General features: G+C 34.7%; 12 protein-coding genes and 2 pseudogenes. 3 read left to right on the top strand and 11 right to left on the bottom strand.

The features are described from left to right. Window positions 1–161, bottom strand: a 161-nt coding sequence (locus tag I2F17_RS11345) for a helix-turn-helix domain-containing protein (RefSeq protein ID WP_211139442.1), incomplete at its 3' end; no start/stop codon positions are given. A gap of 36 nt (window positions 162–197) precedes the next feature. Next, window positions 198–701 (bottom strand): annotated as a pseudogene (locus I2F17_RS11340) (IS1 family transposase); the annotation flags it as partial. Window positions 702–802: 101 nt separating this feature from the next. Between I2F17_RS11340 and I2F17_RS11335 the strand changes: the two are divergent. Then, complete coding sequence (locus I2F17_RS11335; protein ID WP_211140016.1) at window positions 803–1,333, top strand: hypothetical protein; 531 nt, start codon at window positions 803–805, stop codon at window positions 1,331–1,333. Between the two features lie 30 nt (window positions 1,334–1,363). Here I2F17_RS11335 and I2F17_RS11330 read toward each other — a convergent pair whose 3' ends face one another. Together I2F17_RS11330 and hutC are read right to left on the bottom strand one after the other, a co-directional pair. Further along, window positions 1,364–1,930 carry a HutD/Ves family protein gene (locus tag I2F17_RS11330; RefSeq protein WP_211140015.1) on the bottom strand — a complete coding sequence of 189 codons (567 nt, stop codon included), beginning with the start codon at window positions 1,928–1,930 and terminating at the stop codon, window positions 1,364–1,366. Continuing rightward, complete coding sequence (gene hutC, locus I2F17_RS11325) at window positions 1,930–2,682, bottom strand: histidine utilization repressor (protein WP_211140014.1); 753 nt, start codon at window positions 2,680–2,682, stop codon at window positions 1,930–1,932. Before hutC ends, I2F17_RS11330 begins: the two co-directional genes overlap by 1 nt. A 95-nt stretch (window positions 2,683–2,777) precedes the next feature. Here hutC and I2F17_RS11320 point away from each other — a divergent pair, with 95 nt between their 5' ends. Next, a complete protein-coding gene (locus I2F17_RS11320) occupies window positions 2,778–4,142 on the top strand; it encodes a formimidoylglutamate deiminase (protein WP_211140013.1) in 1,365 nt (454 codons plus the stop codon). Window positions 4,143–4,214: 72 nt separating this feature from the next. On the opposite strand, the gene hutG is transcribed toward I2F17_RS11320, so the two are convergent. The 7 genes from hutG to repM all read right to left on the bottom strand — a co-directional run bounded on the left by hutG (window position 4,215) and on the right by repM (window position 13,796). Next, window positions 4,215–5,027, bottom strand: a complete 813-nt coding sequence (gene hutG / locus I2F17_RS11315; RefSeq protein ID WP_211140012.1) for an N-formylglutamate deformylase — start codon at window positions 5,025–5,027, stop codon at window positions 4,215–4,217. 1 nt (window position 5,028) lies between these two features. Next, window positions 5,029–6,234, bottom strand: a complete 1,206-nt coding sequence (hutI, locus tag I2F17_RS11310) for an imidazolonepropionase (RefSeq protein WP_211140011.1) — start codon at window positions 6,232–6,234, stop codon at window positions 5,029–5,031. Window positions 6,235–6,280: 46 nt separating this feature from the next. Then, window positions 6,281–7,951 carry a urocanate hydratase gene (hutU, locus tag I2F17_RS11305; protein WP_211140010.1) on the bottom strand — a complete coding sequence of 557 codons (1,671 nt, stop codon included), beginning with the start codon at window positions 7,949–7,951 and terminating at the stop codon, window positions 6,281–6,283. 91 nt (window positions 7,952–8,042) lie between these two features. Then, on the bottom strand, window positions 8,043–9,569 hold the full coding sequence (locus tag I2F17_RS11300) for an HAL/PAL/TAL family ammonia-lyase (protein WP_211140009.1): 1,527 nt from the start codon (window positions 9,567–9,569) through the stop codon (window positions 8,043–8,045). A gap of 87 nt (window positions 9,570–9,656) precedes the next feature. Next, window positions 9,657–10,844, bottom strand: coding sequence for a porin (locus I2F17_RS11295; protein ID WP_211140008.1), 1,188 nt, complete (start codon window positions 10,842–10,844; stop codon window positions 9,657–9,659). 22 nt (window positions 10,845–10,866) lie between these two features. After that, a complete protein-coding gene (locus I2F17_RS11290; RefSeq protein WP_211140007.1) occupies window positions 10,867–12,411 on the bottom strand; it encodes a BCCT family transporter in 1,545 nt (514 codons plus the stop codon). A 452-nt stretch (window positions 12,412–12,863) separates the two neighbouring features. After that, window positions 12,864–13,796 carry a replication initiation protein RepM gene (repM, locus tag I2F17_RS11285; protein ID WP_211140006.1) on the bottom strand — a complete coding sequence of 311 codons (933 nt, stop codon included), beginning with the start codon at window positions 13,794–13,796 and terminating at the stop codon, window positions 12,864–12,866. 588 nt (window positions 13,797–14,384) lie between these two features. On the opposite strand from repM, the pseudogene I2F17_RS11280 reads away from it, so the two are divergent. Further along, window positions 14,385–14,491, top strand: a pseudogene (locus tag I2F17_RS11280) (IS982 family transposase); the annotation flags it as partial.

Here is a 14,491-nt window from a genome sequence, read left to right as displayed (position 1 = left end):
TTAAAAGGTTTCCGTGGGCGGGTTCTTTTAATTTCAATTCGTTTTTTCCAACTCAAAATTGTATTTTTATCAATTTCAAATTGTGCAGAGACCGCTCGTATGGAATATCCTTCCTCAAGCTTCGCTATCACTTTTCGTCTAAAATGTTCTGAATAACTCATTTTTATATTGTCTTATATTTTTGATTGTTTGACTATATCCCAATGATCACTCGATATACGAGCATAGCTTATTCCTAATTGTTTTAATCTAGCTTTGAGCCGTCTTGCCGTTGCTAAGTCTCGTTTACCCCATACATAAGCAACAATTTCACCTGTTTCCCGATGGTAGGCATAAATCAACCATTGTTTATTCTGCTTATTACCCACAAAAGTCCAAAACTCATCTACTTCAAGGGTTTCATAATAATTCTGCTGTGATTGGAGCTGATATTTTGATTGACTGAGTGTCCGTAAAACCTTACCGATGCTAACCCTTTCGACTTCTGCTATATCTCTAACGCCATTGCCTCGTACCATAAGGTGTAATATCTTAGTTTTGATTCCCGAATGGCAACCTTGATAGCTGAGTGCATGATCACCGATAAACTGACGTTTACATATTTTACATTGGTAATTTTGCTTACCATCCACTTTTGTGCCATTTTTCTTTATACTGTCGCTAAGGCAGGTAGGATATTTGATTTGTAGAGCTATTTGCATTTCCCTATTTTATCAAATTCTTACCTGTCTTTCTTTCAGCATACTTTTTGAAACACCACCAAATAAAGTATTACCAAATTTACCAAACATTTGCAGATTTATTGGTAGATAAATATAACTACAAAGCCAGTGACTCTACCGTATTATGGTTAAGAGGCGCAACCGAAGCCAATGCAGGGCGTTTGATTGGACGTGGAAATAGTCCACTTAAAATTGACTCGTTAAATGACTGGCGCGGTATTTTATATGCCTACTACAGTTATAAAAAAGGCGTCATGGCGGTAGCAAAAAAAGGTACTTTTACTTTATTCACCTTTCTTTTTAATCCTAATTTTAACAACATTCAAACAAGTGCAGAAGAGCTTTCTTCTGACATAGGAACACTAACAAAAACAGGCATGTCCTACTTTGACGAGCAACGTGGTGATGTCTTTGACAAAGGTGGTACATTATTTCAAACATTATGGAGTGGCTCTGACAATTCTGAAATGATAAAAGCATTTCAATTGATAGCTTTTTTAGCCTATATTTACTTGTGTCATTTTATTTATGATTCAAATATTTTTATCAGATTTTGTATCCATTTAATGCGAGTTGATTCAAAAAAATACCGTAAAGACCATAAAAATTAGTATAAAAATAAAGCATGTATTTCATTAAGATCATATTTCTATCAAATAAATTGCACTGGTGTCATCAGAATGAATTTTGGCATGAATTAGACTATTTTCTTTTGATTGCATGATTTTTAATGTATCGTGATGATTCAAGATGAAATGTTGATTCATCAAATTGATATGTACGATGTTTTCTGTAGGGTTAAAAATGAAGACGTATTTTGATGGTGTAAATATTTCTAGACCTGATGAATTTAAAACAACATGTTCAAATCTTGTGTTTACTTGAGTTGGATCATAAATTAAATTGAGATCCTGCCCTCCTCTACCATGTACTTTACAATATATATCTTCATCACCACTAAATGCGTGACTCTCGAAAGTACGAATAACAACATCTTCTTGCTGAGATGAAATCAGTTGAATCGCATCTCCATCAATCATAGAAATAATGCGTTGCATGCCTTCAAATTTAGAAAAAGCACCATCTTGGTTAACGGTTGCGATAGACACTCGCCAGCCTTGCCCTTTATCAATTTCTAACGTAGACCCCTGCCCATTTTTCCAAAGCATTTTTGTATAATCTTTAGATTCTAATTTAAGTATACTCACTAAAATGTTCCTTCTAAATAATAACGGTCTGCTGGGTACAATAATTCTGAGTAAGACACAATCACTTCATTTGACCAAGTGGTTCGTTCAATCAATAAACACGGCTCATGTTCTGAAATAATTAACAGATCTGCTTGTTCTTTACTTGGCATTGCAGCTTTAACAATGTGTTGACCTTTAGATAAAGGCGCGACTTTTACTAAATACGCATTGGTGGTATCACGTTCAAAGTCTTGAGATAAATACGTTGGAGCCATAGCTGGATTAACATATTTTCTTTCTAATTGAATAGGAATATTATTTTCATAATGAACAATTAGACTGCTATAGACTGTGTCATTACGATGAAGTTTCATTTTAATGAGCAGACGGTCAAGGACTTTAATTTCTTCTAATACTAAAACTTTTGAATGATGATAATTGCCTCGTTCAGCAATTTCTTCAGCAATGTTTTTGATTTCAAGCAACGATGAATGGGCTTTATTTTCTGTAACAAATGTACCAACACCTTGTATACGCAATAGATACCCTTCAGCTGTTAATTCTCTAAGTGCACGATTGACTGTCATACGGCTACATTGGAGTAGCTTCACTAATTCACTTTCTGAGGGAATACGATGATTGACAGGCCATTCACGACTACAAATTTTCTCAATAATATACATTTTGAGTTTTTCATAAATCGGAGAAATTTTATTGTTTTCAAATCGTTCTAATGTTTTATCTAATTCATTGTCTTGAACAGTATTCATTGTATTTCCGAACAGCATAAAAAAGATGTCTAGTTTACTCAACAAAAAAATTCATGTATATATGTATATACAACCATATACAACTAGAGCGCAAAATGAAAGTACTCTTTGCAAAGAAAATTTTATTGGCTTCAGGCTGGCACGAAAATGTACGCATTGAGGTCAATTCAGAAGGTATTATTACTTCTATTCAGGCTAATGAGGTTTCATTTGGCGCTTCTATGATGGATGGTCCAGTGATTCCGGGAATGCCAAACTTGCATTCACATAGTTTTCAGCGGTTAATGGCAGGTTTATCTGAAATTGCAGGCAATCCAAACGATAGTTTTTGGACATGGCGAGAAATCATGTACAGGTTGGTACAACATATTACGCCTGACCAAATGTATGACACCGCAAGATATTTATTTGTAGAAATGCTGAAAGCAGGCTATACATCTGTTGCAGAGTTTCATTACGTTCACAACACTGCACATGGTCAGCAATATCATGATCAAGCTGAAATATCAAAAGCATTATTGCGTGCAGCAGCAGATGTTGGCATAAGTATTACTTTACTGCCTGTACTTTATACATATTCAGGCTTTAATCAAGCTGCACCACTTAAACATCAAAAACGATTTATTTTAAATACAGAACAATATTTAAATTTATTTGAAGATCTTAAACAATTTATTCATCGACCAACGCAAAACTTAGGCTTGTGTTTTCATTCTTTAAGAGCGGTGAGCCAAGATCAAATAGATACTGTTTTAAACACAGTGAAAGGCGATCATCCTATTCATATTCATATCTCTGAACAGCAAAAAGAAGTGGACCAGTGCATAGATTTTATAGGTCAACGTCCAATTAAATATTTATATGATATTGCTGATGTTAATCAACAGTGGTCATTAATTCACGCGACACACTGTAATGCCAATGAAATACAGTTAATGGCTAAAAGCGGTGCTGTTGCAGGATTATGTATTACTACAGAAGCCAATTTGGGGGACGGCATTTTTCCGATGACCGATTATTTACAGTTAAACGGGAATTTTGGTATTGGCTCAGATAGTCATGTATCTGTCAGCGTTGCAGAAGAATTAAGATGGCTTGAATATACGCAACGACTGAGAGATCAGCGTCGAAATCGAGTTCATCAAACTCAATATAATCACAATATTGGTGAAACTATATATCAAAAATCGTTATTGGGTGGTGCGCAATCTTTAGGACAAAATATTGGTCGTCTTGAAGTCGGTGCTCGAGCAGACTTTTTAGTATTCAATGCACATGATCCTTTTATTGCGACTGCAAGCGATACAGATTTAATTAATCGTTGGATCTTTGGACGTGATGATAGTGTGATTCAAGATGTTTTTGTTGCTGGGGAGCAAGTGGTTTTTAAGCGACACCATCAAGATGATGATGCAATTAGAGAAAAATTTACAGCTGTGATTCGATCAATCATTCAATAATCATATAGCTCAGCATGTACTGTAGTAACACTGGCTTAAAACAAATTTATTTTAAGCCAGTAGTATAAATGATTAATACCAGTTTTTTTCGTGATAACGCATTTCTGCTGTATTTAAATAGGTTTTTAACAGCAATTCAATCATATGAGATGTTGGAGTCGCCAACTTAGGTAAATACTGATAACTCTGTTCATCCATATAAGTTGCTTGTGACATTTCTAGCTGTATAGCATGAATGTGTTGTTGTGGATCACCATAATTGCGCGTAATAAAACCACCTTTAAAGCGTCCGTTTAAAACATGTGTATACTCATTTTGTTTGTCTAACATCTGTATCAGTTGTTCAGAAAAGATAGGATCACAGCTTAACCCTGAATTGGTACCCAAATTAAAATCTGGTAATTTTCCATCAAATAAATAGCTAATTTCAGAGCGAATTGAATGTGCATCCCAAAGCAATGCATAACCGAATTGTTGTTTTAAGCGCTCAAGTTCTGTCTTTATTTTTAAATGATATGGTTGCCAAATAGATTCTAAATAATGCTGTCTGATCTCTTTACTGGGTGTAAGCCCTTCTTTAAAAAGTGGTGAGCCATTAAATAGGGTTTCAGGAAAAAGCCCTGTTGTTGCTGTGGTATATAGCGGAATGTCATCAGACGATCTATTTAAATCAATCACATATCTTGAATAATTTGCACTTAAAACATTTGCTCCCAAATTTTGAGCACAACGATAAAGCTCAGGAATATGCCAGTCAGTGTCATTTAAACCTTGTGCTTCAGCCACTAAACCTTGGCGCACATCTGCTGTTAATTCTAAACCTGAATGTGGCATGCTAATAAGGAGTGGGCTATTTCCTTGGGTAAAATGATACGCTTGTTGCATGTTATTGCTCCTCTCCAGCATAAATACATCGTTTAGATAAATCACCACCCAACCAATAGGTAATTTCAGAAGGATGTTGAATATCCCAAGCTACAAAATTGGCTTTTTTACCTATTTCAATGCTGCCCTCATCATCTGCAAGACCCAATGCATGTGCTGCATGAATGGTTACACCTAATAATGATTCTTCTGGGGTTAAGCGAAATAATGTACTGGCCATATTCATCATTAAACGTAATGATAATGTTGGTGATGTACCCGGGTTCATGTCTGTTGAGATTGCAATTTTGACTTGATGTTTTCTGAGTAAATCAATCGGGGGAACTTTGGTTTCTCTTAAAAAGTAAAATGCACCTGGCAGTAATACAGCCACTGTGCCAGCCTGTGCCATATCTAAACAGCCTTGTTCACTTAAATATTCTAAATGATCTGCAGATAGCCCCTTAAATTGAGCAACCAGTGATGCTCCTTCTTGGCAAGACAGTTGTTCTGCATGTAATTTGACAGGAACACCTAATTTTTGAGCTGTTAAAAATACTTTTTCAACTTGCTGTTTTGAAAATGCAAGGTGTTCACAAAATGCATCAACAGCATCATATAAATGTTCTTTTGCAAGCTCAGGTAAAATCACGTCACACACATGATCAATATAATCATCAGCTCGGTCTTTATATTCCATCGGAATAGAATGAGCAGCTAAACACGTCGTAATGACTTTAATCGGCAACGTTTCTTTTAAACGTTTTGCCACAAGTAGCATTTTTCTTTCATTTTCATAATCTAAACCATAGCCTGATTTCAGCTCAATGGTCATAACCCCTTCTTTTATTAAGGCGTCTATACGTTTTTTTGCATTCAAATATAGCGTATCTTCATCTGCATGTCGTGTGTCTTGCACAGTACTATTAATGCCACCGCCTTGTTTGGCGATGTCAGCATAGCTCATACCATTTAATCTTTTTTCAAACTCAATGCTGCGATTTCCTCCAAAAATAGCATGTGTATGGCAATCAATAAATGCAGGTGTCACCCAAAATCCATTTAGGTCAATGGTTTTCTCAACATTTTGAAAAACCAAAGGCAATTGATTGAGTGCACCGACCCATTTAATTTTTTGATGTTCTGTCACAATAGCACCATTCAGAATTTCTGAATATTTTGAATTTTGCATGGTTGCAATGTGGCAGTTTTTCCATAGTGTTATCATCTAATGTACCTTACACAGCTATTTTGAGGTGTTTAAAAAGCTAAAATTAATCAATCATCGGTAGATTAAGTTCATGTTCTTTTGCACATTCAATGGCAATGTCATAACCTGCATCTGCATGACGCATTACCCCTGTTGCTGGGTCATTATTTAACACACGTGCAATTCTCTCAGCGGCTTCATCTGAGCCATCGCAAACAATTACGACACCTGAATGTTGAGAAAAACCCATACCTACACCACCGCCATGATGCAATGACACCCATGTTGCGCCACTTGCTGTGTTGAGTAAGGCATTCAATAATGGCCAATCTGAAACTGCATCTGATCCATCTTGCATCGCTTCGGTTTCACGATTCGGACTAGAAACTGAACCTGAATCTAAATGATCTCGACCAATTACAATTGGTGCAGATAACTCACCTGTACGTACCATTTCGTTAAATGCAAGGCCAAGTTTTGCTCTCATGCCTAAACCCACCCAACAAATACGCGCAGGTAACCCTTGAAAACTAATACGTTCTCTTGCCATATCAAGCCAATGGTGTAAATGCGCATCATCTGGAATCAATTCTTTGACTTTTTGGTCAGTACGGTAAATATCTTCAGGGTCTCCAGATAAAGCCACCCATCTAAAAGGACCTATACCACGGCAAAATAGTGGTCGCACATAAGCGGGTACAAAGCCTGGAAAATCAAATGCATTTTCCACACCTTCTTCTTTTGCCATTTGGCGAATGTTGTTGCCGTAATCAAATGTTGGAATACCACGCACTTGAAACGTCAGCATGGCTTTAACGTGTTCAGCCATTGATTTTTTAGCAGCAGTTACAACAACATCAGGCTCAGAAAGCGCACGTTCTCTGTATTCTTGCCAAGTCCAACCTGCAGGTAAATAACCATTGAGTGGATCATGTGCACTGGTTTGGTCTGTCACCATGTCTGGCATGACATTTCTACGCACTAATTCAGGTAAAATTTCAGCTGCATTGCCTTGTAATGCAATAGATACCGCTTTACCTTCTTGAGTGTATTTTTTAATACGTTCTAATGCATCATCAAGATCATCGGCTTGTTCATCAACATATTTTGTACGTAAACGAAAATCAATACTGACTTGCTGACATTCAATATTTAATGAACATAGTCCTGCAAGTGTTGCAGCCAATGGCTGTGCACCGCCCATCCCTCCAAGTCCTGCGGTCAGTACCCAACGACCTGTTAAGTTGCCTTCATAATGTTGACGACCTGCTTCAATAAAAGTTTCGTATGTTCCTTGAACAATGCCTTGACTACCAATATAAATCCAAGAACCAGCAGTCATTTGACCATACATGGCTAAACCTTTAGCATCAAGCTCATTGAAGTGTTTCCAATTGGCCCAATGCGGTACTAAATTAGAGTTTGCAATTAAAACTCTTGGCGCATCTTTGTGTGTTCTAAACACGCCTACAGGTTTACCTGACTGTACTAAAAGTGTTTCGTTGTCTTCAAGCTGTTTTAATGTGTCAACAATTTTGTCAAAACACTCCCAGTTACGTGCTGCACGACCAATACCGCCATACACCACTAATTCTTTTGGGTTTTCAGCAACTTCTGGGTCTAGATTGTTCATCAGCATACGAAGTGGTGCTTCTGTAAACCAACTTTTTGCAGTCAGCTGAGTTCCACGAGGTGATCGAATTTCTACATCGCGATATCTATTATTTGTAGTCATATTTATGTCCTTTAGTCTTTAAAATAATATACATATATAGTCATGTATATACAAGTTGAGAGATAAAAAAATTGAGCTGATTTGTTGCGCTTTACATCAGTTGACCTGTGTGATTTTCAACAATATTGATCAGCACTTCTGAAGAAATTAAGTTTTTAATATCAATAATATATTCATAAATATAAGTATCTTGATCAGTATCTTGAATGATGTTTTGTATATGTTGGCTTATATTTAAGGTTGCTGTACTGCGTAAGTTTAAATCATGAATAAATTGGTTAAAATAGACATTTGATAACAGCTCTATGGCAAGAACATGCTGTGCTTTAGCGACCAAACTCAAGGATTTTTTTGATGCATTGTACCCCATTGCCACATAGTCTTCTTGACCGTTACATGTTGGCGTATTGTCTATGGTGGCAGGATAAGCCAAAGCCCGCATGTCATTGAGTAAGCCTGCTTGGGTATATTGTGGGATCATTAGCCCTGAATGAAGACCAGGTTGTTTAACTAAAAAATCAGGAACGCCTGATGATCGCATATCTAATAATCGTGCATTACGACGCTCAGACATTTTCGCAAAACCCATAATCGCAATTGCAATGCTATCCATTGCCATGCCCACATAAGATGAATCTGCATTACATGCTGAAATCACTTCGGGAGTACCGTTTTTTCGTATAATGATTGGATTATCACAACAAGAATTTATTTCTTGTTCTATGGTTTTAATCGCATGCTCAATTAAATGTCGACAAGAACCATGTAATTGAGGAATACAACGTAAAGAAAGCGCATCTTGTAGCTTTAACCCTGAAGGTTTAGGTAACGCAAGTTGAGAATCTTTTAAAATATTTAATATATTGTGTGCAACTTTGCTTTGATCTGTATGCGGTCTAATATTCATCACATCAGCATCATAAGCACTTAAAATTCCTGACAAAGATTCAGAAGACATGGCTGCAATAATATCAGCTGATTTCATTAAATTTTTTAAATCATATAATGCAATTGAAGCCAATGCAGTGGTTGATGTTGTTCCTGAAATTAAAGATAAACCTTCTTTTTCAAGTAAAGAAATAGGCTCTAACTGATATTTTTTTAAGATGCTTTGAGCAGGTTTCCATTCCCCTTCATCTTTGATTTTTCCTTCACCGATTAAAGTTAACGCAAAATGTGCTTCTAATGCTAAATATCCCACAGAACCCTCTTGAGGGATAAAAGGATATATGTCTGCATTTAAAAAATCTTTAATTAAATGGAGAACTTCAATTCGAATCCCACTATAACCTTGACCCAAATTTTGTAAAATCATGAGCATACATGCTCGAGCTTGTTCTTTGTTTAAAGGTTCTCCTATAGATACTGCATGTGATCTCAACAGATTTTTTTGTAATTGTGTGGTTTGATCACTAGAAATTAACTGATCACACAATGAACCAAATCCTGTATTGATGCCATACATGATTTTACCATCTTGAATTAACCGCTCTAGATCTAACCGAGATGCTTTAACACGCTCAATATAGTCATCTGAAAAATACACTTTTTTATTAAATCGAACGACTTGTATAAAATCATCTAAATTTAAAGATTGTCCAAGCATTATTTTAGCCATTGCTTCCCTCGTTAAACCCATCATATGTAGATGTAATACTTATTTATAAAAAAATAAGCACTACATATTTAGCATTAGTTTGATCAATTAAAAGTAATATCCTAAATTAATGTTGAGTCGATTCTTCCATTTGTTTTCGCCAGCACCTGCAAAACTTTGTGAAAAGCTATCCCCAACATAAGGATCATTTTTTCCAAAAAGAAACTCAGTGGCCATAAAAAAGCCTTTGCCAAATGAAAAAGAATGCCCTAAAACAATACGTTGAGTGTCTTTAAATGAACGATCATCTTTATCAAACAAGTTATAATTTAAATAAATGCTAGAACCTTCTATCCCTTTGATATCTAACATTGGCACTTTACGCGTCAGATCTAAACTATACAGTACACCTTTTGCAGCCATATTCATGGTTCCATCATATGCACCCACAGTAATAGATCGATCATCATTTTCTGTTTTTATATTTTGATAAAGTGCTTGGAATTTAAAGTTATACAAATCTTTATTAAGCATGATATGAGGACCAATCACATATCGATCTGCATCTTTTTGCTGTTTTGAATCAAGTTTAGAATAATACAATGACAAACCGTAATTGGTTTCAAAGCCTTTTAAGGTATCATTTCTATTCCATTGTAAAGCAACCGCATTTCTTTCTTTAAAATCAGTGCCTTCCTCCAAACTTGGATCAGCAGGAACAATCAAATTTGAATAATAATCACCATTGCCTGTTCCTTTGCCTTTCCAAGGGTTAGCAAAATAATAACCTGCTAAAAACTGATCTTTTTGATGCTGATATGTGTATTTAAAACCTGTGCGATAAAGGTCTTCTAACCCTGCAACATAGCCTAAAGACTCAATAAAACTACTGGTATAATAAGGCTGTAAACCAATAGGTACTTGGTTAACACCGACTTGTATATTTGAGTTTTTATTGAAATCGTATTGAATATACGCTTTTTTGACAAAGTTGATATCACCGACATCATTAACGTATTGATAAGGATAAGAACCACCTAAAATACGGTGCTCATACATCCCTGAAAATTGATTCCATTTAAACTCACCATTCAAAATAACAGTATCTAAGCCCAGTTTACGAATATCCTGATTATGGTCATAGTCAAAACGTAATCGAATTGCGCCCCCGAGCTTGACGTAATTTTGAGGTATCGTTTCTGCAGATGTAACGGGATTTTCTTCTGCAAAACTTAAACTACTGACTGACCATATAAAAAGTGCTGGCGTTAATTGAACTATTTTTTTAACTAACATAGATTGTATCCCCATTTTAAAATTATTCATCTTTTGCTTTGTCGATAAAAAAGACTTTAATAATCGAAAGTAGCTGAACTAAAAATATAAATAAGACGCAAAAACCGCCACATACAGCAAGATACTTAATACCGTCAATACCTTGTTCTCCACCACCAAAAGTACTCATAATGATTGCAATACTTCCAATGAGAACGCCCCATAGCACACGTTGATATTGCGGTGCCTCTTGACCAATAGGTAAATCTTTCATACACATACTTGCAATAACAGTCACCATACTATTTGCAGCAACTGCATAAGCAAATAAAGCTAAACTTAAAATAATTGGAACAATAATTGTGCCCATACCATATGGTAAATGATTCAGTAATCCCCAAAGACCTGAAACTGCCCCTTCTTCTTTAATCATTTTGACTAAATCTAATGCACCACTTTCTTGCAAATGAAGTCCATAACCGCCCCATACCGCGAACCAAATCAGTGCAAAAACTGAAGGAAGTATCCAAGAAACAATGATAAACTCTCTAATTGTTCGACCATAAGAAATTAAAGCAAGGAACAACCCCATCACGGGTGCATAAGCAATCCAAACTGCCCAATCAAACAATGTCCACCATTTGGTTAAAGCACCTCCACCAATATCAATTGGATCTAAGCCCCATAAGAAGAAGTTATGTAACCAAACACCCATACCCGCAGTTGATGTTCTCAATATATAAAGCGTTGGCCCTGCTACAAAAAGGATAATTAACAAGACATACAATAATTTTGTTTTGAAATTAGCAAGCACTTTAAAGCCTTTGTCTAATCCCAAATAAGAAGAAAAGGTAAATAAAAACGTGGTAATTCCACCTAAAATAATCCAAGCATTTGTATCTAAATGGATATGATAAGATACTTTTATTCCTGTCATGACATCGGCTAAACCTGTACCTAGTCCTGAAGACAGTCCCAACACAATTGCAAGTGTGGCAAGCACATCAACGATATTTCTAGCGTATTTATTATTAATATATTTGCCTAAAATAGGTTCTAATGTTGAAGAAACAGTTAATTCTTTTTTACGGTTAAAATACATGTAAGCTGTAATTAAACCTGATACAGCATACATTGCATAAGGAATAAAACCCCAGTTATAAAAACATCTTGCCAGTGCCCAAATTGCAGTTTCATGCGTCCCGGGCTTGATCCCCATTTGATCTAATTCACCATAAATATTTCCAAAGTAAATTAGTGGTTCATTAACCCCATAAGTAATTAATCCTGTAGCAATACCGCTACTGAGTGTCATTGAAAACCATTTCCAAAAACTATAACTTGGTTTGGCCTCTTTTCCACCAATCACAATGTTGCCGTATTTGGAAATTAAAAAAGTACCCATTAAAAATAGTGCAATTAAAGAAATCCATTGATATAACCAGCCAAAACTTTCAAGAGACCATTCAAAGAATTGTTTTGATAGGTCAATGAGTATTTTATTTTCAAAAATACCCACTAGGACGGCAATCAAAACGAATATAAAAACGGGGAAGAATACACCTTTACGGATTGTCACTTTATTCATTCATTTATCCCTAATTAATCATTAATGGTCATTTAGATTTACCTACATGTTCGCTAAATTTTTGAAAACTACATTTGACATCTTAGTTTTCATTTTTAGTGCACTATATTGATGCAATATTCAATGTAAGGCACACGACTTGTAGCTTTTTATGTGATTTTTACAACATCACTCGATATATTGTATAAGTACATACATATATACACATGTATATACAAGATGTATGCCAATTGCTCATTAATCGGTTCTAACAATCATTAGAAAAGAATGCTTTAAAATAGAATTTTTAGAAATTATGATTGATTAATGGGTTATTTCTACATTTTGCGAGAATTTATTCGATATGTAGATAAGTTTTCAGCATTATTCATGATCTATATAAAACGACTCATCAATAACTGTGAGCTATTCTTTTAATAGCTACTATATTTCTTATTTGAAAATGAATGCATTTACATTCTAAAGCCCAAACGTATTAGATGATGTATATTTTTCTCTACAAATTTAGGGTTAGATAATTTTAGTAGTAGTCGTTTTTCTAGATCTATGTAACTTTCACCCACTTCCGCATAACTACTTGCAAACACATCATCATGCGCGAGTTTATTGGCAAAATAGTCAATTTGTTTTTGTGATATTTTTAACAAAAAATTATCCTCACTTTTTGGTATAGATACATTTTTTTGAATCAGTTTTTCTTTAAAATAAAACCTTAAACTAGAAATTGTACGTCCTTCTTTAAATTGTTCATAACTTGTTTCTATATCTGTATAACTATTTATTTGCTCTATTGCTGGTTCTAAAACTCTTTTTTTAAATGTATCTATTCGTGGATAATCTCCTGGTTCAAGTCCTAACTTAAATCGAATATCTTCCATATTCAATACTGGTGTTTTTCCTAATTCACGCCAAGCAATAAGAATTTCATATAATCGAATCGCATACTTGCTTGTAAGTTGTGTTACTTGTTTCAGCTGATAACTCGTAAAATGTTTCTCTAATTTTGTGATCAGTGGTACCACTTCTGGAGCAAAAGTTATTCTTAGTATTGCAAGATCATCTACATAAGAGATACTACTCACCCATCTACTTTTTACAGTTTCTATTTTATTTGTATTTTTATATTGCTGATTATAACTAAATTGTCGATTAAATAAATTGGCCACGGCACTTTTTAATGAGTAATAAGCTGCTTCTTTTGTCACGTTAAAACGATTGGCATATTCACTAGCATGTATTTCTAATTTACTTTCAGCGGTAATCCCCTCACCTGTTTCTCTTGCTCTAATGATAGAAAGTAATATAAGTCTTTGTTCAGTGACTTCTAAATTGTAACTTGCATTGATTAATGCATTATCTTTTACTACAAGTTCATTTTTTACCATATCACATCACTATCTTGTTATGTTGTTTTTACACCATAATATATTATGGTGTAAAAAACAAAGGGATTGGTGGGTTATAACAAAGGGATTGGTGGGTTATAACAAAGGGATTGGTGGGTTATAACAAAGGAATTGGTGGGGAATGTCCTCTGAAACGTACGCTATATGGTCTTTTTAGCCTTTCTAAAAGCATTAAAAGCTTATTAAAAGTATTAAAAGCCTTTTTTTTTAAATAAATTAAAAATATTTTTATTATTTTTTAACAACAAAGGGATTGGTGGGTTATGGAAATTCATCAACATTTAGCTTTTTTTCACAAAAATTTAAAAAGAAGAATATTTTTAATCTAATTTATGCAATTCATTGAAGATAAAAATAACTTTATAAATTTTGTTAACTTAATTATTAAAAAATAAGTTTGTTTTTTACTTAAAGTGATTTGATTCAGCAATTACTTATTACGACTCAATTAGAATAAAGTAACTTTTTACTACTTTAACCCGAATCCTGTTTAAGGATTTATTTGAAAAAGCCAAGGATTAGAGCCATAAGTTGAGTTACTAGACACGACTTACTACTCTAATCCTCATGACTGATATTACCGCTTTATTCTGTACCATTGATGATTTTTTTCTAAAATTTGAACCCACTTATTTGAAATTTCTAAAACAGAATCAATACTTCAAACGAATACG

This window comes from Acinetobacter baretiae (genome assembly GCF_015627105.1).
In the GTDB taxonomy this organism is placed as follows: Bacteria; Pseudomonadota; Gammaproteobacteria; order Pseudomonadales; family Moraxellaceae; genus Acinetobacter; species Acinetobacter baretiae.
This window is presented reverse-complemented; position numbering and strand designations above follow the sequence as displayed.